General features: G+C 59.3%; 21 protein-coding genes and 1 pseudogene. 14 read left to right on the top strand and 8 right to left on the bottom strand.

Translation table 11 applies throughout. The features are described from left to right. The first annotated feature begins 33 nt into the window (after positions 1-33). Both Q8O29_RS05550 and Q8O29_RS05545 read left to right on the top strand, forming a co-directional pair. On the top strand, positions 34-480 hold the full coding sequence (locus Q8O29_RS05550) for a type II toxin-antitoxin system RatA family toxin (protein WP_305561059.1): 447 nt from the start codon (positions 34-36) through the stop codon (positions 478-480). 9 nt (positions 481-489) lie between these two features. Continuing rightward, positions 490-819, top strand: a complete 330-nt coding sequence (locus Q8O29_RS05545) for an RnfH family protein (RefSeq protein ID WP_305561058.1) — start codon at positions 490-492, stop codon at positions 817-819. On the opposite strand, the gene Q8O29_RS05540 is transcribed toward Q8O29_RS05545, so the two are convergent. Continuing rightward, positions 813-1,370, bottom strand: a complete 558-nt coding sequence (locus tag Q8O29_RS05540; protein WP_305561057.1) for a DUF4124 domain-containing protein — start codon at positions 1,368-1,370, stop codon at positions 813-815. The two genes, Q8O29_RS05545 and Q8O29_RS05540, sit on opposite strands and share 7 nt — an antisense overlap. Before the next feature lie 146 nt (positions 1,371-1,516). On the opposite strand from Q8O29_RS05540, the gene guaB reads away from it, so the two are divergent. The 5 genes from guaB (at position 1,517) to Q8O29_RS05515 (ending at position 7,402) form a co-directional block, all read left to right on the top strand. Further along, the gene (guaB, locus tag Q8O29_RS05535; protein ID WP_305561056.1) at positions 1,517-2,986 is read left to right on the top strand and encodes an IMP dehydrogenase; all 1,470 of its coding nucleotides are present in this window, start codon (positions 1,517-1,519) and stop codon (positions 2,984-2,986) included. A 63-nt stretch (positions 2,987-3,049) separates the two neighbouring features. Then, positions 3,050-4,747 carry a glutamine-hydrolyzing GMP synthase gene (gene guaA, locus Q8O29_RS05530; RefSeq protein WP_305561055.1) on the top strand — a complete coding sequence of 566 codons (1,698 nt, stop codon included), beginning with the start codon at positions 3,050-3,052 and terminating at the stop codon, positions 4,745-4,747. Between the two features lie 106 nt (positions 4,748-4,853). After that, positions 4,854-5,855, top strand: coding sequence for a DEAD/DEAH box helicase family protein (locus Q8O29_RS05525; protein ID WP_371134156.1), 1,002 nt, complete (start codon positions 4,854-4,856; stop codon positions 5,853-5,855). A 45-nt stretch (positions 5,856-5,900) separates the two neighbouring features. Further along, complete coding sequence (locus Q8O29_RS05520; RefSeq protein WP_305561094.1) at positions 5,901-7,067, top strand: hypothetical protein; 1,167 nt, start codon at positions 5,901-5,903, stop codon at positions 7,065-7,067. Continuing rightward, positions 7,064-7,402 carry a calcium-binding protein gene (locus Q8O29_RS05515; RefSeq protein WP_305561054.1) on the top strand — a complete coding sequence of 113 codons (339 nt, stop codon included), beginning with the start codon at positions 7,064-7,066 and terminating at the stop codon, positions 7,400-7,402. The genes Q8O29_RS05520 and Q8O29_RS05515 overlap by 4 nt, the downstream gene beginning before the upstream one ends. 24 nt (positions 7,403-7,426) lie before the next feature. Here the strand turns inward: Q8O29_RS05515 and Q8O29_RS05510 are convergent, their stop codons facing one another. Genes Q8O29_RS05510 through Q8O29_RS05500 form a run of 3 tightly spaced genes read right to left on the bottom strand, consistent with a single transcriptional unit; the run spans position 7,427 to position 8,234 of the window. Beyond that, a complete protein-coding gene (locus tag Q8O29_RS05510) occupies positions 7,427-7,759 on the bottom strand; it encodes a helix-turn-helix domain-containing protein (protein WP_305561093.1) in 333 nt (110 codons plus the stop codon). Next, positions 7,756-7,944, bottom strand: a complete 189-nt coding sequence (locus Q8O29_RS05505; protein ID WP_305561053.1) for a hypothetical protein — start codon at positions 7,942-7,944, stop codon at positions 7,756-7,758. Before Q8O29_RS05505 ends, Q8O29_RS05510 begins: the two co-directional genes overlap by 4 nt. Continuing rightward, positions 7,941-8,234 carry a hypothetical protein gene (locus Q8O29_RS05500; protein WP_305561052.1) on the bottom strand — a complete coding sequence of 98 codons (294 nt, stop codon included), beginning with the start codon at positions 8,232-8,234 and terminating at the stop codon, positions 7,941-7,943. The genes Q8O29_RS05505 and Q8O29_RS05500 overlap by 4 nt, the downstream gene beginning before the upstream one ends. Positions 8,235-8,326: 92 nt before the next feature. Here Q8O29_RS05500 and Q8O29_RS05495 point away from each other — a divergent pair, with 92 nt between their 5' ends. Further along, positions 8,327-8,935, top strand: a complete 609-nt coding sequence (locus Q8O29_RS05495) for an FMN-binding negative transcriptional regulator (RefSeq protein WP_305561092.1) — start codon at positions 8,327-8,329, stop codon at positions 8,933-8,935. Between the two features lie 221 nt (positions 8,936-9,156). Then, positions 9,157-10,536 carry a tRNA adenosine(34) deaminase TadA gene (tadA, locus tag Q8O29_RS05490; protein WP_305561051.1) on the top strand — a complete coding sequence of 460 codons (1,380 nt, stop codon included), beginning with the start codon at positions 9,157-9,159 and terminating at the stop codon, positions 10,534-10,536. 50 nt (positions 10,537-10,586) lie between these two features. Here tadA and Q8O29_RS05485 read toward each other — a convergent pair. Next, positions 10,587-10,724 (bottom strand): annotated as a pseudogene (locus tag Q8O29_RS05485) (TRIC cation channel family protein); the annotation flags it as partial. A gap of 12 nt (positions 10,725-10,736) precedes the next feature. Between Q8O29_RS05485 and Q8O29_RS05480 the strand changes: the two are divergent. Further along, positions 10,737-11,738 (top strand): LD-carboxypeptidase, encoded by a 1,002-nt coding sequence (locus Q8O29_RS05480; RefSeq protein WP_371134155.1) that lies wholly within the window; start codon positions 10,737-10,739, stop codon positions 11,736-11,738. A 28-nt stretch (positions 11,739-11,766) separates the two neighbouring features. On the opposite strand, the gene Q8O29_RS05475 is transcribed toward Q8O29_RS05480, so the two are convergent. Continuing rightward, positions 11,767-12,030, bottom strand: a complete 264-nt coding sequence (locus Q8O29_RS05475; RefSeq protein ID WP_305561049.1) for a hypothetical protein — start codon at positions 12,028-12,030, stop codon at positions 11,767-11,769. Positions 12,031-12,400: 370 nt separating this feature from the next. Here Q8O29_RS05475 and Q8O29_RS05470 point away from each other — a divergent pair, with 370 nt between their 5' ends. After that, positions 12,401-13,831, top strand: coding sequence for an aldehyde dehydrogenase family protein (locus Q8O29_RS05470; RefSeq protein WP_305561048.1), 1,431 nt, complete (start codon positions 12,401-12,403; stop codon positions 13,829-13,831). Between the two features lie 42 nt (positions 13,832-13,873). Further along, positions 13,874-16,429 (top strand): penicillin acylase family protein, encoded by a 2,556-nt coding sequence (locus Q8O29_RS05465; RefSeq protein ID WP_305561047.1) that lies wholly within the window; start codon positions 13,874-13,876, stop codon positions 16,427-16,429. Between the two features lie 87 nt (positions 16,430-16,516). Here the strand turns inward: Q8O29_RS05465 and Q8O29_RS05460 are convergent, their stop codons facing one another. Then, the gene (locus Q8O29_RS05460; RefSeq protein ID WP_305561046.1) at positions 16,517-16,873 is read right to left on the bottom strand and encodes an H-NS histone family protein; all 357 of its coding nucleotides are present in this window, start codon (positions 16,871-16,873) and stop codon (positions 16,517-16,519) included. 492 nt (positions 16,874-17,365) lie between these two features. After that, positions 17,366-18,190 (bottom strand): hypothetical protein, encoded by an 825-nt coding sequence (locus Q8O29_RS05455; protein ID WP_305561045.1) that lies wholly within the window; start codon positions 18,188-18,190, stop codon positions 17,366-17,368. A gap of 159 nt (positions 18,191-18,349) precedes the next feature. Here Q8O29_RS05455 and Q8O29_RS05450 point away from each other — a divergent pair, with 159 nt between their 5' ends. Further along, the gene (locus tag Q8O29_RS05450; protein ID WP_305561044.1) at positions 18,350-18,745 is read left to right on the top strand and encodes a hypothetical protein; all 396 of its coding nucleotides are present in this window, start codon (positions 18,350-18,352) and stop codon (positions 18,743-18,745) included. A gap of 61 nt (positions 18,746-18,806) precedes the next feature. Beyond that, the gene (gene cas1 / locus Q8O29_RS05445) at positions 18,807-22,244 is read left to right on the top strand and encodes a CRISPR-associated endonuclease Cas1 (protein WP_305561043.1); all 3,438 of its coding nucleotides are present in this window, start codon (positions 18,807-18,809) and stop codon (positions 22,242-22,244) included. Positions 22,245-22,268: the final 24 nt, after the last annotated feature.

Below are 22,268 nucleotides of genomic sequence, written 5' to 3'. Positions count from 1 at the left end.
CGGCTAATACAATCGGGCGCAGCCCCTGATTGTATGAAAACCGTCCAAAAGTCCGTCCTGATCTGGTACAGCGCAGCTGAGATGTTTGCCCTGGTCACCGATGTCGCCAGTTATCCGAAGTTTCTGCCCTGGTGCGACCAGGCCGACGTGGTGGAGGAAGACGCCCACGGCATGACGGCCAAGGTCGGCATCTCGTTTGCTGGCCTGAGCCAGAGCTTCACCACCCGCAACACCCATGTGAAAGACCGCAAGGTCTCGCTCAAACTGGTGGACGGCCCGTTTTCAAAACTCGACGGGCACTGGGACTTCACGCCCTTGGGCGACGGCAGCCAGCGCGCCTGCAAGGTCAACTTCAGCCTGCGTTATGACTTCGACAAAACGGCGCTGGCCGCGCTGGTCGGCCCGGTCTTTGACAAAATTGCCGGCAGCATGGTGGACGCCTTCGTCAAACGCGCGGGCCAGGTCTATGGCGAAACCTGAGACCGGTCCATGAATATTGTGTTGGTGTATTCGCCGGCACCGCGCCAGGTGCGGGAGTGGGCGCTGGTATTGCCGCCAGGCTGCACGGTGGCACAGGCTATTGAAAGCAGCGGTATTTTGGCCGCATGCCCGGAGCTCGCGTCAGGCAAACTCGCGCTCGGTATCTGGGGGCGTAAAGCCAGCTTGAAGCAGGTTCTGCAGGCGCAAGATCGGCTGGAAATTTATCGCCCGCTGCGGGTCGATCCCAAAGTTGCGCGGCGTGAGCGCTTCAGCAGCCAGGGGGTCAAAAAATCGGGGCTGTTTGCCCGCAAGAGAGCAGGGGCCAAGGCCGGTTACTGAGCTGCGGGCCTGTTGCAGTCCCGGTCAACCACGGCTTGCACGCGCTTGAGTTCCGAGGCCCTGACGCTGTCGTCCATGATCTCGCGCTCTCCCTTGGCATTGGTGCTGGCGACGCGCACGCCAGACTGAAAGGTGGCGACGGCCTTTTTGGCGCGTTCGCAGTTTTCGGCCTGGGCTTGGGCGATTTTTTCGTCCTCGGCTTTTTTCTTGGCCGCAGCTTCTTCTTCAAGCTTCTTTTTCTTGGCCTCCAGTTCGGCGTCTTTGCCTGAAATTTTCGGGGCGTTGGGGTCAACTTTCGGTTTCGCGGCTGCCGCTGCGGCGGTGGTGCTGGCCACTTCTGCGGTCTCGGTCGGAATCACGAGCACGGCCGCACGCCGACCGCCGGGTTGCTTGAGGATGTCTTTTTCCTGAATATCTGCTGGCGGTGGACGGTCACTGAATACCTTGCGACCGTCCTTGCCCACCCACTGGTACTGGGCCGCTGCGGACAGCGCAAAAGCCCAGCCAGCCAGGGCCAGGATCAGGTGTTTCGGCGTGATTTTCAAATCCATGCTTTCCAGTGTAGCGTTCACCCGCCTCGACAGGACAGGGCTTCCATGAGGATGTGGCGTTTTTTTGTAACGCGGCCCATGGGATGGCGGGTGGCAGGGTTTGTACTGACCGGCGCGGGTACAATCGTGTTTTTGGAGCCATCCCTATGCGCCTACTCGGCAAAGCGCTCACCTTCGACGACGTATTGTTGGTGCCAGCGTTCTCCCAGGTCCTGCCCAAGGACACCTCGCTTTCCACCCAGTTCTCAAGAAACATCCGCCTGAATTTGCCGCTGGTGTCAGCCGCCATGGATACGGTGACCGAAGCGCGTCTGGCGATTGCCATTGCGCAGGAGGGTGGCATCGGTATCGTCCATAAAAACCTCACGCCCCAGCAGCAGGCCGCCCATGTGGCCAAGGTCAAGCGGTATGAGTCCGGTGTCGTGCGCGATCCGGTAGTCATCACGCCGGAACACACGGTGTTGCAGATCCTGGAACTGTCCGAGCAACTCGGTATCTCGGGATTTCCAGTCTGCGACGGTGGCAAGGTGGTCGGTATTGTGACCAGCCGCGATCTGCGCTTTGAGACCCGCTACGACGTGAAGGCGCACCAGATCATGACGCCGCGCGAGAGGCTCATCACGGTCAAGGAAGGCACTTCCGCTGCCGAAGCCAAGGCCTTGCTGAACAAACACAAGCTCGAACGTGTCCTCGTGGTGAACGACGATTTCGAGCTCAAGGGCCTGATCACCGTCAAGGACATCACCAAGCAGACCAACTTTCCCAATGCCGCACGCGATGCATCCGGCCGGCTGCGTGTGGGTGCTGCGGTCGGTGTGGGCGAGGGCACCGAGGAACGGGTGGAGGCGCTGGTCAAGGCCGGCGTGGATGCCATTGTGGTGGACACCGCCCACGGCCACAGCCATGGCGTGATCGAGCGTGTGCGCTGGGTCAAGAAGAACTATCCGCAGATCGATGTGATTGGCGGCAACATTGCCACCGGCGCGGCTGCGCTGGCGCTGGCCGAGGCAGGCGCTGATGCGGTCAAGGTCGGCATTGGCCCTGGCAGCATCTGCACCACCCGCATCGTCGCCGGCGTGGGTGTGCCGCAGATCATGGCGATTGACAACGTCGCCACAGCGCTGCGCGGCAGCGGCATCCCGCTGATTGCCGACGGCGGCATCCGTTACAGCGGCGACATTGCCAAGGCGATCGTTGCTGGCGCCGGCACGGTGATGATGGGCGGCATGTTTGCCGGCACCGAAGAAGCGCCCGGCGAGGTGATTTTGTTCCAGGGCCGCAGCTACAAAAGTTACCGCGGCATGGGCAGCATTGGTGCCATGCAGCAGGGAAGTGCCGATCGTTACTTCCAGGAAGCCACCACCGGCAACCCGAACGCCGACAAGCTGGTGCCCGAGGGCATCGAAGGCCGCGTGCCCTACAAAGGGTCCATGGTCGGCATCGTCTACCAGATGGCCGGCGGCCTGCGGGCCAGCATGGGCTACTGCGGTTGTGCCACGATTGAGGACATGCGTAACAAGGCCGAGTTTGTCGAGATCACCACCGCCGGCATCCGCGAAAGCCATGTGCATGATGTGCAGATCACCAAGGAAGCACCCAACTACCGGGCGGACTGATTATTTCGATGGCCCAAGGCGTCTGCAAGGACGCCTTTTTCTTTTTTGCCTGAAACGCCTCTCATGCAGCACCAAAAAATCCTCATCCTCGATTTCGGCTCCCAGGTCACCCAGCTGATCGCCCGGCGCATTCGCGAAGCCCATGTGTTCTGCGAAGTGCACCCCTGTGATGTGACCGACGACTGGGTACGCGCCTACGCCAAAGACGGCAGCCTCAAAGGCGTGATTCTGTCGGGCAGCCATGCCAGCCTGTGGGAAGACGAAAGCCTGCGCGCCCCCAAAGCCGTGTTTGAACTGGGCATCCCCTTGCTGGGTATCTGCTTTGGCATGTATGCCATTGCAGAGGCACTGGGCGGCACCGTTGAAGGCGGCCACAAACGCGAATTCGGACATGCCGAGTTGCGCGCGCACGGCCACACTGCGCTACTGGATGGAATCGCCGACTACACCACGCCCGAAGGCCACGGCATGTTGCATGTCTGGATGAGCCACGGCGACAACGTCACCGCCATGCCGCCAGGCTTCAAGCTGATGGCGTCGACCAGCAGTTGCGCCATTGCCGGCATGGCCGATGAAGCGCGCAAAATTTACGCTGTGCAATTTCACCCAGAGGTCACGCACACCACCCAGGGTCAGGCGATATTAAACCGCTTTGTTTTAGACATCTGCGGCACCCGCCCCGACTGGGTCATGGGTGACTACATCAGCGAAGCGGTCGAGAAAATCCGCCAGCAGGTGGGTGATGAAGAAGTCATTCTTGGCCTGTCGGGCGGCGTCGATTCATCGGTCGCCGCAGCGTTGATCCACCGTGCCATCGGTGACCAGCTAACTTGTGTGTTCGTCGATCACGGCCTGCTGCGCCTGAACGAGGGCGACATGGTCATGGACATGTTTGTCGGCAAGCTGCATGCCAAGGTCATCCGGGTCGATGCCGCCGCGCAGTTTCTCGGCCACCTGGCCTGCGTTAGCGAACCCGAAGCCAAGCGCAAGATCATCGGCCGCGAATTCGTCGAAGTGTTCAAGGCTGAAGCCGCGCGTCTCAAGGCCGGCGATGGCGGTCACCAAGGCGCCAAATGGCTGGCCCAGGGCACAATTTACCCCGACGTGATCGAGTCCGGCGGCGCCAAAAGCAAAAAGGCCGTGGTCATCAAAAGCCACCACAACGTCGGTGGCCTGCCTGAGCAGCTGGGTCTCAAATTGCTGGAACCGCTGCGCGAACTGTTCAAGGACGAGGTGCGCGAACTGGGCGTTGCTCTGGGCCTGCCGCATGACATGGTGTACCGCCACCCGTTTCCGGGCCCCGGCCTGGGTGTGCGCATCCTTGGCGAAGTGAAAAAGGAATATGCCGATTTGCTGCGCCAGGCCGATGCGATTTTCATAGAAGAGTTGCGCAATTTTCCCTTTGTGCCCAATCTTTCCCCGGCTTCACTCCCTCTCCCCCTGGGAGAGGGCAGGGGTGAGGGCCTCCCCGTACCCACACCCACCAAAGCACCAAAGAATTGGTACGAAGCCACCAGCCAGGCCTTCACCGTGTTCCTCCCCGTCAAATCAGTAGGTGTCATGGGCGACGGCCGCACCTACGATTACGTGGTGGCCCTGCGCGCGGTGCAGACCAGCGACTTCATGACCGCCGACTGGGCCGAGTTGCCGTATGCGCTGCTCAAAAAAGTCTCCAGCCGCATCATCAACGAAGTACGCGGCATCAACCGCGTGACGTATGACGTGAGCAGCAAACCGCCGGCAACGATTGAGTGGGAGTAGGACGCGAAGCGAAGGGCGAGGGCCCCGCGAAGCGGGATCGACCAGCGTAGCGTCCGGCGAGCGAAGCCGACAACGTGCACGGATGATTTGGAAATGGAATGAGTCCATGATTGAGCGCGATCCATTGTTGGCGTTGAAGGCTGAAAACGCCCGCTTGATCGCCCTGCTGGAAGCGAACGGCATTCAATGGCGCGCGCAGCCTGAGCATGTAGTACCACCAGTTTCGATGCCGGAGCCCTCGCGGCTTTCCACGGACGAGAAGGTGGCGCTGTTTCGCCGCTTGTTCCGGGGACGCACGGATGTCTACCCGATCCGCTGGGAAAGCAAGACTTCGGCCAAGTCGGGTTACTCGCCGGCCTGCGTCAACGACGAATGCCACCATGTCGGTGCGGTGTCGTTCGATGCCATTCTGAAGCGCACCAAGGCGAAATACGTGCTTGGCCTCACCGCCACGCCGATCCGTCGCGACGGCCAGCAACCGATCATCTTCATGCAATGCGGACCGATTCGGCACACGGCGGCAAAACCTGCCGGTGCTCGGCACGATTTGGAGGTGGCGCCGTATTCGCTGCATGTATGCATCGACCTGCCGCTCGAAGCCGGAATTCAGGATGTGTTCCGGCACCTCGCCAACGATCAGGACCGAACAGCCGCCATTGCGAGCAAAATCGGACGCACCTTCAGCCAAGGCCGGAAGGTGCTGGTGCTGACCGAGCGTACCAACCATCTCGAAGCCATTTCGGCGGCTTTGGACGGAGAAATTCCACAACTGTTTGTTCTGCATGGCCGGATGTCACGCTCGCTGCGAGCGGCAATGATTGAAAAGCTCGATGCGCTACCCTCGGAAGCACCGCGCGTATTGCTCGCGACGGGCAGGCTGGTCGGGGAGGGGTTCGACCATCCACCGCTGGACACCCTGGTGCTGGCGATGCCGGTGTCGTGGAAGGGTACTTTGCAGCAGTACGCTGGCCGGCTGCGCCGCGAGCATGCCAACAAGACCGACGTGCGGATCATCGATTTCGTGGACACGGGCCACCCGGCACTGCTGCGGATGTGGGACAAGCATCGGCGCGGATACACTGCCATGGGGTATCGAATCGGCGGATGAATGCCATTGATCGGATTGCATGGCCTTCACAGAAAGTGAATCGTGATGAGCGAATACCAGTACTACGAATTCGTTGCCATCGACACGCCGCTGACCCCGAAGCACATGGCGGAACTGCGCGCGTGCTCGTCTCGCGCCAGCATTACCCCGACCAGCTTCGTCAATGATTACCAATGGGGCAATCTCAAGGGCGATCCCGCCGACTGGATGCGACATTACTTTGATGCTCACGTCTATGTGGCCAACTGGTGTACTTGCCTTCTGTACCTGCGCGTGCCGAAAAATGTATTCGATGCCGAGCTCCTCCGGGGCTTCAAAACCCAAACCGTTTTTTCGGTGGAGCAGACGAAGACGCATTGGCTGCTTGGATGGGAACTGAACGAGAGCGACAACTATGATCGCTTTGCCGAAGAGGATGGGCGAGGCTGGATGGGCAGGCTGGCGCCATTGCGTGACGATCTGCTGCGTGGCGACATGCGCCCGCTGTATCTCGGCTGGCTGGCCGGCGTGAGCGCCGGCGAAGTTGACGAACAGGCCATTGAGCCCCAGCCGCCGCCCGGACTCTCCCGGCTGACCGCTGCCCAGCAATCGCTGGCGGAATTTCTGGAAGTCGATGAGGATCTGCTGGCCGCCGCCGGATTCTCCGACCGGCAAGGTTCAAAACCCGACAGCGAGAGCGACGCGGAACGGGATGTCTGGATCGCCGCGCTTCCTGCGGCAGAGAAAACCGCGATGCTCAAACTGCTGTTGACCGGAAATACGCAGCAGGCCGAGCGTAAACTGAAATTACGTTTCCTGACCTGGCAGCGCGAACAACAGCCGGTTGCAAAACAGGAAACGCGGCGGCGCACTGTCGCAGAGCTTCATGAACTGGCGGCGTCCGCTGCCGAAGCGAGAAAAAGCCAGGAAGCAGTACAGCGCAAAAGGGCTGAGACCGAACGGCAGGCCAAGCGGGAAACCTACCTGCGCACGCTGGCAGCCGATTTCGACCGCTGCCGGCAGGCTGCCGACAAACTGGCTGAACGTGGCATCGCGTCTGCCTACGACGAGGTCAAGCGCGCGTTCGTCGATCTATCCGATGCCTATGCGCTGTGCGCGACACGAGCCGACTTCGACCAAAAATTGGTTCAGTTCATGGCCCGGCATGGGAAACGCGGCGCCTTGGTTCGGCGCCTCGCCGATGCGGGTCTCTGGAAGGAGTCTTTGCGATGACAAAAGCGAAAACGAAAAAGACGACGAAGTTCGCTGTGGAATACCTGGATAAACTCATCGAGGAGGCGACCACGGACGCCTATTCCGAATCGGAGCAGGCTGGCGGATTCTTCGCCATGATCGAAGAGAATCTCTCCCTGCCATTCACGACCCGGGTGCTCGGGCAGGCAGTGACGGTGGCCAAGGCCGATATCACCAACCGCGATCAAATCGTCGCTATTTGCGTGCATGGAAAATCAACTCAAGCAATCCCTATCCTCGATCTGCCGCTACCTGATCCGCCGCCAGAGGGAGCGGAATGGATTGATGCTTACCGCCGCTGGTGCGGGAATTGATAGAGGTGGTCGTCGTTCAGCGCGTCAACCGATGGCCAGCTTGACTGGCTTGCCAATGCGGCTGAGCATTTCCACCAGCGTGTCGATGGTGAGCTTGGCCGTTTTCCTGTTCACCACGTCGGACACGCGCGGGCGCGAGACCATCAGGATCTCGGCGGCCTCGGCTTGCTTCAGGTGATGCTCGGCAATCCAGGTGGACAGCTCATCCATCAACTGCTGTTTCAGCAACTGGGTGTCGTTGATCTGTTTGCGAGAGGCTGCCTGCAAACGCTTGGCCTCAGCGGGTGCGAAGCCAAGCTCCAGGAAGAGGTTCGCGCCCGGCTTTGTTACATGGCGGATTTCGGTGTCGATCTTTATTTCCGTGCCGCCACACCCTGCATCTGAATCAGCGCCTTTAACTGCCCCCGCACCTCAGCCAGTTCACGTTGCTGGCTCAACATGATCCCGCGCATTTCGCGCTGCTGTTGAATCAATTCGGTAACCTGGGTGCGCAGTGACGAAATATCGGTCAGCCGGTCCATGACGTCAGTCAGCACGCTCATGCGAATTCCTTGGCGGCCGCTTTTTGCAGTTTGGCTATTTCGCGCATGAAGGCGGTGTGCTCGGTGGTGTTGACTTTGAGGTCAGCCAGCATGGCGCTGATGTCGCCTTGCGCGCGCTGGGTGCCCATGTCCAGGGTTTGAATTTCCTCCAGCGTCACGCCTGCGATGGCGGCATCGACTGCATCGCGCATGATTTCTGACACCTTGCGGCCCGATTTTTTGGCCTGGCTGGCGAGCGCTTGTTTTTGCGAGGGCTCTAGGTAAACTTGGGTTAAAACCATTGAACTCATAAAAAGTTTCCTTGGATGTAGATGTATGACAATATATATCAACATGCATACCAAGTCAAATGACGGAGCAGCAACTTAGGCCACTGAAAACCATGTACCTGTCGCCCCAATTCGCAGCCAAAGACGCCGCCACAGCCCACGTACTAATCCGCGCCAATCCGTTTGCCAGCCTGATATCGACTGACGATGACAGCTTGCCCTTCGTCACGCCGCTGCCGCTGCATTTGCTGACCGAAGCTGATGAAACTCTGTTGCTGGGCCACTGCGCCAAACCCAACCCGCACTGGCGTTTTCTGGTAGCGCGGCCCAAAGCTGTCGTCACCTTCATGGGCCCACACGCCTACATGACGCCGCGCGTTTACCCCGACCTGGCGCGTGTGCCGACGTGGAACTATGTGATGGTGTATTGCACGGTTGAAGCCAAAATCATTGAGCACTTTGCGGACAAGGACCGCCTGCTCAAGCACCTGATTGCCGACCACGACCCGGCCTATGCCGACCAGTGGCGCGGACTGGATGAGCAATACCAGCATAAGATGATGAACGGTATCGTCGCGTTTGAGCTGCGTGTGTTGACCATGCAGTGCAAGCTCAAACTCAACCAACACCAGCCCGAGGCGCGTGCGGCAATGAAGGCCATGTACAGCACCGGTTCACCCGACGAACAGGCGCTTGCCGGCTGGATGGACAGGTTACCCTGAGCATCAAATTGGCTTGTGCAGTGTTGCATGCTGGATGGAACAAATAAAAATGATGGATTTTGGGTCAGGGCAAGGCGCAAACCACAGCGATACCCCGTGTATCGCGCGGATTTGCAACGCAGCCATGGCGCAAAAGACGCATTTTTATGTTCCAGATAGCGTGCAACACTGTGCTAGCCCTTGCCATACCTGCGCAAGCAGCTATCAAAAGAGAAGCATTGATGGGTGATGCCGACTTCATGCAACTGGCGCTGGCGCAGTCCCGGCAGGCCGCCGCCGAGGGGGAAGTGCCGGTCGGCGCCGTGCTGGTGCGTGATGGCCGGGTCATCGCCAGCGGTCGCAACGCGCCGATTGGCAGGCATGACCCGACCGCTCACGCTGAAATGCAGGCCCTGCGGGCGGCAGCGGCGGCCCAGGGCAATTACCGGCTGGACGACTGCGAGCTGTTTGTCACGCTGGAGCCCTGCGCCATGTGCTCTGGCGCCATGCTGCACGCCCGGCTCAAACGTGTGGTGTTCGGCGCGGCCGACCCGAAAACCGGCGCCGCCGGTTCGGTCCTCAACCTGTTTGACCATGCGCAGCTCAACCACCAGACGCAGGTGCAGGGCGGGGTGCTGGCCGACGAATGTGGCGCCGTGTTGCAGGATTTTTTCCGGCAAAAGCGGGGCGATCAGCGCCTACAGGCCAGCTTGAACCATCCGCTGCGCGATGACGCACTGCGCACGCCCGACAGCGCATTTGCCGCGCTGCCGGGCTACCCCTGGCAGCCTCATTACCTCAGCCATCTACCCGTGCTGGATCGCCTGCGCCTGCATTATCTGGATGAAGGTGCGCCTGAACGCCTGACCTGGCTGTGCCTGCACGGCAATCCGGCCTGGAGCTACCTGTACCGCAAGATGCTGCCGGTGTTCCTGGCCGCCGGGCAGCGCGTGGTCGCGCCAGATCTGATCGGCTTCGGCAAAAGTGACAAACCTAAAAAAGACAGCTTTCACACATTCAGCCGGCACCGGCAGATTCTGCTGGAGCTGGTGGAGTACCTGGATCTGAAAAACGTGGTGCTGGTGGTGCAGGACTGGGGCGGCCTGCTGGGCCTGACCCTGCCGATGGCGGCGCCAGATCGTTACAAGGGCTTGCTGGTGATGAACACCACATTGGGGACAGGAGATGTGCCCCTCTCACCGGGCTTTCTGGCGTGGCGCGACATGTGCGCCAAAAACCCGGAGTTTGACGTGGCGCGACTTTTTGCACGCGGCAACCCGCACATGAGCGCAGAGGAATGCGCCGCCTACAACGCGCCTTTCCCCGACAAAGGCCACCGCGCAGCGCTGCGCGCCTTTCCGGCCATGGTGCCGGAGTTTGAAGACTCGGACGGCGCTGCCGTGTCGCGTCAGGCGCGTGATTTCTGGCGCGACCAGTGGCTGGGCCAGACCCTGATGGCCGTCGGTGCGCAGGACCCGGTGCTGAGCCTGCCGGTGATGCGCGAGCTAAAGGCGCTGATCCGGGGCTGCCCCGAGCCGCTGCTCATAGAGCAAGCCGGGCATTTTGTGCAAGAGCATGGCGAGCCTATCGCCGGCCGGGCCGTCGATTTTTTCAGCAGGTAGGTCGGGTCGGCCATCCAAAACACCGGAGGCCGGTTCATCAGCACATCGCGCAGCGTGCCGCCGCCTATGGCTGTCAGCGAGGCCAGCACCACGACGCCAAGCAGATCAAGCTCCAACCGGCCAGCGGCCAGCGCACCGCTGATGGAGAACACGGCGACACCGAACAGATCGAGAAAATAAAGCAGCATGGTGCGGCGTTTATGCTGCGGCCTGCGGGTCGCTTGGTTCCGGGCAGTGGGATACTCGGAGCCGTGAAAAAACATATCTACATTTACTCCCCGTCCAGCGCCGTGCGTGACAAGGCGGCATTCCGCCGTGGCGTGTCGCGCCTGAAGACCTTGGGGTATGAGGTCGAACTCGATGAGGCCGCGCTGGCCAGCCACCAGCGTTTTGCCGGCGACGACGAAACTCGCCTCGCCGCCATCCATCGCGCGGCTGCCAGCGGCGCCGACGTGGCCCTGATTTCGCGCGGCGGCTACGGGCTGACGCGCATCTTGCCGGGCATCAATTACAAGGCGGTGGTCAAGGCGGTGGACAAGGGCACGCGATTTGTCGGCCTCAGCGACTTCACCGCGCTGCAAAGCGCGCTGCTGGCCAAAACTGGCGCCGTCTCCTGGGCTGGCCCGGCGCTGGGCGAGGACTTCGGCGTCGAGGGTGAGCCCGACGACATCATGGAAGCCTGTTTTGAGGACCTGATCACGGGGCAGGGTGAAGGCACGGGCTGGCGCCTGCCCGCATCTGCTATCAAAGAAGGAGCCACCAGATCAGTACCAGCAAGGGCTGGCGGCATATTTGACATTAAAAAAGCAACCTTGTGGGGCGGCAACCTGGCAGTGCTGACTTCACTGGTTGGCACGCCGTATTTTCCGGCGGTCAAGGGCGGCATCCTGTTTCTCGAAGAAGTGCACGAGCACCCGTACCGTCTCGAGCGCATGCTGACGACCCTGCTGCATGCGGGCGTGCTGGCGCAGCAAAAAGCCATTGTTCTGGGCCAGTTCACCAACTACAAGCTGGTGCCGCACGACAAGGGCTTCAAACTGGCGACGGTGGTGGCGTGGCTGCAAAAGCAGATCAAGGCGCCAGTGCTGATGGGCCTGCCCTTTGGCCATGTCCCGACCAAGGTGCTGCTGCCAGTGGGCGCGAAGGTGACCCTGGCCGTGGAAGGTCGGGATGCATTTTTACTCTGGGGCCACACCCACTGACCGTGGTGTGGTGAGCTGATCTTGAAGCTCAGTTCAGAGAGCTGCGCCGTGAGCCCAGGCTGCCAGGCAGCAGGCCTTCAAACATCTTGGTGATGCTGCTGACCTTTTGCCGGGCAATGGTTTCGCCCTGCATCGCCGACAGCACCGCCATCACGTCGCCGCGGGCGTACCACAGGCCTTGGGCGTCCTGGGCGTAACGCACCCGTAGCGCGATTTTGGGGTAATGCTTTTCACCAAACTCGCCCAACTCGTTGAGCATCAGTTGCCGGATGCCTTCCGTTCGATTTTCCAAGACGGCGGGAGTTGCTTCGCCACCGCTGAGCAAGCCGAGCAGGCTGCTTTTTAAATGAGGTGTAATCCAACGCATAGGTCTCGGGACTTTCTGTTTGAGCGGGGCGCGGGTGAGTGCACGATCTGGTAGATTAAAGCTCCGAAGGCTGGGATGCAAGATGTATCGTGTGACATGGTTAACGTAAAACAACAAACAAATCAAGGCGTTAGTAACTAAATGTCATGCTGATTCTCTGATGTACCCCAGATGAATACTTTTGAATTCGTTGTCCTTTTCGTCGCCAATGTCGAGTTTATGCTTGTTGATATTGTGAAATATTCACATCAATTTCCCCTTTAATTCCCCTCCCCAACCTGCTGTGAGCCCACCCATGACCACCTACCCATCGCACTACATCAATGGCCAGTGGGTCGCTGCCCAATCGAAGGAAACCCTGCCGGTTCACGACTCCAGTACCGAAGAAGTCATGGCCACTGTGCCTGCCGGTACTGCGCAAGAGGCCGAGCAGGCGGTGCTGGCGGCCCGCGCCGCGTTTGACGCCTGGTCCACACTGCCGGTTGAAACGCGCGCAGCCTACCTGGACAAGGTGGCGGCCGGCTTGAAAGCCCGCACCGACGAGATGGCCATGGCGATAGCGCGCGAAGTCGGTATGCCGCTGAAAATGGCCAAAACCGTGCAGGTCGGCGGCCCAATCTGGCACTGGGGCAACTTTGCCAAGGTGGCGCGCAACTTTGAATGGGAAAAGAAGGTTGGCAACTCGCTGGTGGTGCGTGAAGCCATGGGTGTGGTCGGCTGCATCACGCCCTGGAATTTTCCCCTGAGCCAGATCACGCTGAAGATTGCTCCAGCGCTGGTTGCCGGCTGCACCGTGGTGCTCAAGCCCAGCGAGATCGCACCGGTCAACGCCATGATCCTGGCCGAAATCATTCACGAGGCCGGCCTGCCACCTGGCGTGTTCAACCTGGTCAACGGCATGGGGCCGGTGGTTGGCGAGGTGCTGGCCACGCATGCCGAAGTGGACATGGTCAGCTTCACCGGCTCCACCCGCGCCGGCAAACGCGTGAGCGAACTGGCCAGCCAGTCGGTCAAACGCGTCGCGCTGGAGCTGGGCGGCAAGTCGGCCAGCGTGATCCTGGAAGACGCGGACTTCGAGGCTGCGGTCAAGGGCACGATTTCGGCCTGCATGCTCAACAGCGGCCAGACCTGCTCGGCCCACACCCGCATGCTGGTGCCTGCCAGCCGTTACGACGAGGTCAAGGCGCTGGCCAAAACCGCCATCGCCAAATTCAGCATCGGCCCCAGCCTGGACGAGACCAGCCGGCTTGGCCCGCTGGTCAGCGCGAACCAGCGCGAACGTGTGCTGGGTTTCATCCGCACCGGCATCGAAGAGGGCGCCGACGTGATTGCCGGCGGTGCCGAGCCGCCGGCTATCACCAAGGGCTACTTCGTGCAGCCGACCATTCTGGGCATCAAGTCCACCGACACCCTGGCGCAAGAGGAAATTTTCGGCCCGGTGCTGGTTGTCATTCCCTACAAGGATGAAGAAGATGCCGTGGCGATTGCCAACAGCACCATCTACGGCCTGGGCGGCGGCGTCTGGAGCGGCAGCGACGAACACGCCATGAAAGTGGCGCGCCGCATCCGGACCGGCCAGGTCGATATCAACGGCGGCCCCTTCAACGGCAACGCGCCCTTCGGCGGCTACAAGCAGTCGGGCAACGGCCGCGAAAACGGGGTGTATGGCTTCGAGGAATTCCTCGAGTTCAAGTCCTTGCAGCTCAAGCCCGTCGCGGCGGCCTGATTTTCACGGGCCCGTCAGAGGCCTTCATCCGGGGAGAGCGTCATGGTCTGGATCAAACGATTGCTCGGCGGCATGTTGCTGCTGGTGCTGTTGCTGGCTGCGGCCATCGGCATTTATATTTACCGCAGCTTTCCGGCGCTCGACGGCGAGCTCAAGGTCGGCGGGCTGACCGCTGGGGTGAGCGTCGCGCGTGACGGCGCCGATGTCACCCACATCAAGGCCCAGTCGCCGCGCGACGCGTGGCTGGCGCTGGGATATGTGCATGCGCAGGAGCGCGGCTGGCAGCTGGAGTTCAACCGCCGGGTCATGCACGGCGAGTTGTCCGAGGTACTGGGCGAAGCCACGCTGGACACCGACAAGCTGATGCGCACGCTGGGCATCATGGAGGCGGCGCAGCGCCAGTGGCAGGTGCTGCCAACCGAGGCGAAACAGGCGCTGCAGGCCTACAGCGACGGTATCAATGCGTTTTACGCCGGCAGTGCGCAGGCGCTGTCGCCGGAATTCCACATCCTCGGCGTCAAGCCGGGCGGCAGCGGCCAGCCCTGGACACCGCAGGACAGCGTGGGTTGGGCGCTGATGATGGCGCTGGACCTGGGCGGCAACTGGGGCAACGAGTTTGCGCGCCTGTCGGCGGCCAAAGTCCTGAGCACCGAAGAGCTCTGGCAACTGTTCACACCCTACCCAGGCGAGGCGCCTGCGTCCAAAACCGACTTCGCCAAGCTCTACGCCGAGCTTGGTGTTTTTCGTCCCGACGCTATTAAAACAGGAGCTACTGACGACCATGGGGAAAGGGCTGGAGGCCTGTTTGATGCTAAAAAATCGGCAACAACACCAACAACACCAACATCGGCAAATTTGCTGGCACTCGACATCAATGACTGGGCCGCCAACATCGGCAACGTGGAAGGCAAGGGCTCCAACAACTGGGTGCTGGCCGGCAGCCACACCGTCAGTGGCAAGCCCTTGCTGGCCAACGACCCGCACCTGGGTCTGTCGGCGCCCGCCATCTGGTACTTCGCACGCTTGCAGGCGCCGGCGGGCCAGGGCGCGGACGGCAAGGCCACACCCGCGCTCGATGTCATCGGCGCCACCTTGCCGGGCCTGCCTTTTGTGGTGCTGGGCCGCACCGCCAAGGTGGCCTGGGGCTTCACCAACACCGGCCCGGACGTGCAGGACCTGTATCTGGAGCAGATCAACCCGGCCAACCCGCAGCAGTACCGCGTGCCCGGTGCGGGCCCGGCGCAGTGGGCGGACTTCAAGACACGGGTTGAGCTCATCAAGGTCAAGGGCAAGCCCGATGTCAGCCTGAAGGTGCGCAGCAGCCGTCATGGGCCGGTGCTCAGCGATGCGCAGAAACCCCATGCCGAGTTGCTGGACACCGCCAGGTACGTGCTCTCGCTGCGCTGGAGCGCGCTGGAAACCGACAACCGGACGGCGATGGCGGCCTTGCGTGCCAACCAGGCGCAGTCGGTGGACGAGTTGATCGCGGCCTATGCCGACCACCACTCACCGATGCAAAACGTGGTGATGGCCGATGTGGCCGGCAAGGTGGCCTATAAGGCCATCGGCAAGGTGCCGCTGCGCAAAGCCGACAACGACATTCTTGGCGTCGCGCCGTCGCCGGGCTGGCAAGCCCGGTATGACTGGGCGGGCTGGTTGCCCTACGCGCAGACACCGCAGGCCGATGCGGCCATGATCGGCAAAAAAGGCTGGTTTTCTAACGCCAACCAAAGCGTGGTGCCGTCCGGCTCCGACTTGTTTCTGGGGCAGGATTGGGTTGTGCCTTACCGCTTCGACCGCATTGAGAAACTGCTGGCCGGGGCGTCCCGGCATGACGCGGCATCCATGCAGAAAATCCAGTCTGATCAGTTGTCGTCGGCCACCACCCGTTTGCTGCCGTTTTTGCAGAAGACGGTGTCGCAGCACCCGCTGGCCGCCGAAGTGCAGGCGCTGCTTGCCGGTTTTGATGGCGTGATGCGGGCTGACAGTGCCGCGCCGCTGATTTTTTCGGTCTGGGTCGATGAACTCACGCGTGGTGTCATTGGCAGCAAGTTGGGCGATGCACGCCTGAAAAGCATGTATGGCAAGCGCCATTTCCGCAGCGCCATTGAAGAAATGATGGAGCGCGATGACACAGCCTGGTGCGGCGCGGGCGGGTGTGCCGCTCAGTCCACAGCCGCGCTGGACCGCGCGCTGACGCTGTTGCAGGCCACACGCGGCGGTCAGCCTGCGCAATGGAAGTGGGGCGATGCGCACCAGGCACTGTCGGCGCACCGGCCTTTCAGCAACGTGCCTGCGCTGGCGCGCCTGTTCGATGTCAGCGTACCGACCGGGGGCGACTCGTTCACGGTCAATGTTGGCCAATACTGGACCAACGATGCGAAATTTCCGTTTGCCAACCGGCATGCCGCTTCACTGCGTGCGGTCTATGACCTGGCGGACCTGGAAAAATCACAGTTTATCTACCAGACCGGGCAGAGCGGTCTGGTGTTTTCCAGCCGCTACCGCGACATGAGCAGAACCTGGGCAGATGTCAGCTACCGTCCACTGCAAATGAATCCGTCGGCTTTCGCGCATGAGTTGACGCTGTCGCCTTGAATCAGCCCGCTCCCCCGGTTTTGCTTCACAGACAGAGTAGGTTCTGCTCGAAAGTACCGAGCCAAGGCAGAGGGGCCTTTGATGGCTTTATTCAGATGTCAAATTGCTAATAAGGTAATCAGCTTTGCTGTGGCCGGCAGATAAGTGAGCGGCGAGCCACGCGGGTGGTTTACCGCGGCCTGTCCAAGTTTTTCCGGTCAATGGGTCCGTGTATTTCGGCGCTACAACGGTGCGCTTGTCGGAGCGTTCTTTATGTGTTGTAGACCTTTTTCCAGCAAGGCCCAAATCAGCTATCGAAAGTTGGTAAGTTTTAATCAAGTCTTTTGCCGATGTGATGGCTTGTACTCGTTCAATACGTTTTTGTTGCGCCAGTTTTTCACGCAACTCATTGACTTTGGCTTCAGCTTCATTAACTTGCCGCTGCAATTCAGTAAGAGTGGACATAAATGAATTTACCTTTAACTATGCATTATAACTATATGGCGGAAAGCCACCTCAGTAATAATATAAAAGAAGTCGGAGTATTTATCGGGTGCGCTAATCAATTCTGACGACGAAGTCGCACTTTCAGTTCATGGGATTGTCGAAACACGATTGTTGCGCTCAAATCTTTATCCGCAATCGACCAAGCAATGCGCAATCATCTTCTGATCTAGACACAGTTTAACGAAATCCGGCAATCGGCTGAGCGATTTTCGACATCAAGATTGAGTGGCGCTGTTGTTGATAAAAATCCCCTGTGTACTCAATGAATTAGCCGCAAATCGAAGCCGGGTGGCAGAAAGCTGTCGAATGCGGGGTTTTCGACGATGCCCAGAGAAAGCGAAAGCTTATTGATTTTAAAGCAATTAGTAAAGTTGAAGATAAGTCAAGGAATAAAAAACTTGTTCCAAATCAAGGGGTTTACATATATTCTATTGTGGAAGCGGTTGAATACTAACGGTGTGGAGTATTCTGCAAAGGTTGGGGGCGAATAATCTCTTCCACCAACCAATTGGCATCATACTGTTTGAGAATATAGGTATGGTGCGTCGTTTGGCGGTAGGGGTAATAGTATTTGCCCTCGATTGAACTCCACCATCTCAGGTACCAGTATTCAGTGGTTCGTACCACTGCCTTGTCGTTGATTATTTCTTTGACATTGATTGACAATAACCGTCTTGTTGATGGATTGCGGGGGTTCGTCAATACCAGGCCGCGTTGTGCGACCCGCTCCAAAGAGTGAAGCAAGTCCCGGTGTGCTGGCCCCTGGCTGACAAACCAGGGTGATGTTTTGGTGTCGTCTATCTTGGGTAATGCCCGGTACGCTTCGAATTCGGCGTCCATGCAGGCAGCAATCACCATTTCAATATGCTCACGATTCGTTGTCACCGATTGCGGCGAGCCTGCTGCGTCTTGCCTGTCGCTTACCAGTAGGTGATACCCACCAGTTTCGGGGTAGTCATCATCGACCACGAGGTTTTCGCGCCTTGCGTCACGGCGGCTGGCGAGCCGAAAAATAAACACCAGCGGCTGACTGTCACGCAAGTACAAGCGCCGCAACTTGTTTTCGACTTCAAACTTGTATTGCGCAATCTGTAGCGGGCGCCAATCCGGTACTTGGGGTGATGCACCAAGCGTGCGGTCAAGGCACAAACGGAAAAACTGCCACTGCGCGGCATTCTTTTGGGGTGCCAGCTTGCGGTTGTCCATCAGGAGGTTGAACCAGGCTCGAATTTCCGTGGCACGTTCCCGAGCTTCTGCCAATGTCAAAAATTCCATGCTCCCGACATCCTCTCCAAATCGACTCTTCCAATTGGAGTGTAACTGTCCAGATACACACGATAAAACTTGCAACGCGAAGGAGCTGTCGTAGAAGATGGGGCCAGGGGTTGGGAGAGGATTGTTTGTTTGTCACCATCAACTTTCAAGGAGCCGATCATGGTTCATTGTTTTCTGACCGGTGTTCAATTTCCCCTTGAGGATGGGTTTGTCCTCAGCCGACGTGAAGCGCACGACTTGCTGTATGTGCTTAATGACCGCGCTGCCAGCTTGAAGCGGGTGATTGACCAGTTTTCTCCGCTGGATGGTGCAGAGGGCAACATGGCGACCGACCGACTTAGCCAGGGCGGCGGCGTTGCTCGAAGAAAACATCGTCTCGTGTGCAAGGCAGTTGCCGACGCGCTCGCACCTGGCTTTCCCGAGATCAAACTGTTTCTTGCATGGCCCGAATACCATTCACGAGCCCTGCTCAGACGAAACCCCGCCCACAACTACACAACGGACTCACTGGCCGTGCCGGTGGGAGCGGACGATGAAAACAAGTGCGGCGTCTGAGTGCCCTCGGCCGCGGCCTCTGCTGATCCTTGGGCGCGTTGCAAACGCAGCCGATCTGGCATTGCGTCGAATTCTGCATGCCAAAGAGCGGGGGCAGGCGTTGTTTGTCGTCGATTACCAAGGCAATCTTGCAACATTGTTGACGGCACGAAACAAGGGCAACTTGCACAAAGGCCCCATGCTGTGGTGCGATCTGGCCAATCGGCGGCGGCCCACGGCCCTGTTTCGCTTCAAGCGTTCGCCGGGGATGAAGCTGGCCCTCAGAAGTTTCCTCGAAAGTTGTGTCCGGCTTGTTGCTGCATCCGTTTCGGCCTCCACGATTGAGGCGGCCGTTGACATGGCATATCGCCTTGCGGATCAAGGTGCCGTTGGGTTGGCCGCGTTGGTGCGCGGCCTTCGGCGCCCGGAAATGTCCTATTCCTTGCGCCGAAACCAGGGCATGGCTGAAGAGCTCGACCGCCTGGTGGAACTTCTGGAGTGGGCTTTGTGTTTTCCTGCGGTGTGGGCCTTATCGGAAGGTAATAATCTGGTTGACTTAGGCCAGGTCTTGACGACGGGGGGCACGGTATGGCTTGAGATGTCGGGCGCGCATTTCGAGCGCCTGGAGCATCAACTTGTGTCGTGGATGGTTGATGCGGCTTTGGTGGATGCGCTGCTTTCCGCCGGGGGTAACCCCACGCAAGACGCCACGGCACGGCATTCGACCCTTCCCCTTCCCCTTCTTCTTCACGCTTTTCCTACTGCTTGCCCCCTGACGCTGTTGGCCGGCGAGATGGCTGTCAAGCAAATAGGGGTGTTCGCGTTTTCTGCCACGCAGCCCTTGCCTCTTCCGGCGCGAGTTTGGCTTGCAGCAAATGCCGATTGCTGGATAGCCGGCGACATTGGCCAGCTACCGGGCGATGCCAAGGCTGGGTGGCTTGACGAATCCGAGCGCAATCGCCTGCGGGACCTGCAGCCCGGACAGGTGTGGGTGCGGTCAGGCAGTAGCGGTAAAGCAGTTACAGCGCTTGTGCGTGTGCCTGAAGCCAACGGCGCGTTGGCGCATGGCTTTCGCCGGCAAGCGTCAAAACTACTTCGACTGGCGCCGGTCAAGCAGTTTTCGACCACTTTCCCACGCAGCGACTCGCAAACGCCCGTGAACGCTGACCTCTACCGCAAGTTATGCACGAAGGAGGCCTTGTATGCTGGCTGGTTTCGCGTCAAGGCGCACAACCGCGACTCCCATGGACATGATCTAGTCACCATCAGGCAATTTGGTGTCAATTTGGACGCCGAGCTGCAGCAACTAGCGCTGGAGATGGCGGAAGGGCGCTATCGCTGCCGTCCCCTGCGAACGGCGCGCATCCCCAAACCTGATGGCGATGTCCGCATTCTTAAAATAGCTTGCGTCCGCGACCGCGTGGCGCAAGCGGCGTGCCTGCACTTGATCGAACCAGTATTTGACGCACGATTCAGTCCCTCAAGCTTTGCTTACCGGCCAGGCCGCGGCGCCCATCACGCTGTTGCCCTGGCGCGCTCCGCCATCGGCTCTGGAAAGCATTGGGCAGTCACTGCCGACATACGCAAATGCTTTGACAGCATTGACCATGAGATTCTTCTGCGACTAATCGGAGATGTGATTGGCGACCGCGATCTGATTCAATTGATTCGGCATTGGCTGGTCGCGGATGTCATCGACTTCACGGACATCATTCCCTCGGAGCTTGGCGTGCCACAGGGCGAGGCGATTTCGCCACTTTTGGCCAATATCTATCTTGATCAGTTAGACAAAGAATTTGAGAAGGCGGGAACCACTTTTGTGCGCTATGCAGACGACTATGTCGTTCTCTGCCATTGCGAGGCCGAGGCCCAGGCGGCCCTTCGAATGATGGGTGAATTTCTGCAGGGGGTTCTGCGGCTGGCCCTGAAACCGGCAAAGACCCACTACTGCCCGGTCGCGGGCGGTATAGAGTTTCTTGGTTTCAAAATTGGTCTGGAAGATGTGTGCATACCACCACAAAAGATGGAGGCAACCATCAAGGCAGTTAGTGAAATTATTGAAAAAGTTGTTTCTTCAGCATTAACGGTGGGGGAGCGGCATAAAGCCGTGATGAGTGTGAATCCGCGCATTCGAGGCTTTCGCAATTATTTTCTCATTGACAACGCCCCAACCGTTCTCAGTCAGTTGCAGGAGCTTGATGCTGCTGTTGATGCATTTGCCAGCGCGCGCTTTGCGACGCTTTCTGATATTGCTGCCGCATGGGCGTTGCGGGAGAGGTTTTCCCCCGATGGTGGTGATGGTGAAAGGCAGTCGCAGACTGCGGCCGAAGTGGCTGTGCTGACAGGGGGATACCCGCTTGGCAGCACTTCTCAATCGGCTGAGTACTTTGGCGCAGCCCATGATGACTCCCGTCGGCCGAATTTAAATGTTGCAGTTCCCCCCGCAGTGCCATTGCCAAATGCATCGACCAAGAAAGCCGAGCAGCCAACCGATCCGGATGTCCTGGTCATCGATGGTCGATTGCACGTCATGACAAGCGGCTGCTTTGTCACCATCAATGGCGACGAGCTGGTGGTAAGACGGCGAAAGGTCGAGATCTTTCGCACGGCGATCACTGAATTGTCGATGGTGTACTTGGAGGGTAAGGGTTTAGGTCTCTCAGCGGACCTAACGATGCGTCTATGCGAAAAAGATGTGCCAGTTGTTTTCACGCCGCTGGTGGGACTTCCTGCGGCCATAGCCCAACCGGTTCAAAGTACCCGCTCAAATTTGAGGCAGCTACAGGTCTTGCGTAGGAATGATCCGGATATTTTGAAAGTCGGTTTGGGAATGCTTGCCGCCAAAACAGCGAACCAGGCATCTGTACTCAAATATTTCGCTCGTTATCGTAAGCGCACCGATGACGCGACTTATAGTCGGCTCACGAAATCTGCAGACGGTATCCGGGTCATTTCAGCAATGCTCGATAGTCTCGATCCGTCCGTTGCTGCAGTACGCGCTTCCGCCATGGGGCATGAAGGTCGCGCTGCGGTGAAGTATTGGTCTTCGTTCGCAGATTTGATCCCCGAAGGATTGTCGTTTCCGGGGCGTCACACACGTCATGCAAGCGATCCGGTAAACAGTGCGATCAACTATGTTTATGGCATGTTGTACGGCGAAGTCTGGAGGGCGGTTATTCGGGCCGGGCTGGATCCGTACTTCGGGATCATTCATGGGACGGCACGCGACCAAGGAAGTCTGGTGTTCGACCTCATTGAAGAATTCCGTGCGCCCTTTGGAGACCGGCTCGTACTGGGGATGCTTGGCAGGGGTTTCGCCCTTGATCTGGATAAGGAAGGGCGCTTGCGATCCGCTTCGCGCCATAAACTGGTACTCGCTTTTCACAAGCAATGGCACCGAAAAGTACGCTTGCGTGGCGACATGCGCGCACCGTCGAGCATTCTGGATCTGCAAGTAATGAGTCTGAAAAATGCCTACCTTGGCAAGGAGGAATATCGGGCCTTCAGGTTTCGCTGGTGAGAGGCTGAAGATTTGCGGCAGCAA

It is taken from the genome of Polaromonas sp., assembly GCF_030689685.1.
GTDB lineage: Bacteria > Pseudomonadota > Gammaproteobacteria > Burkholderiales > Burkholderiaceae_C > Polaromonas.
This window is presented reverse-complemented; position numbering and strand designations above follow the sequence as displayed.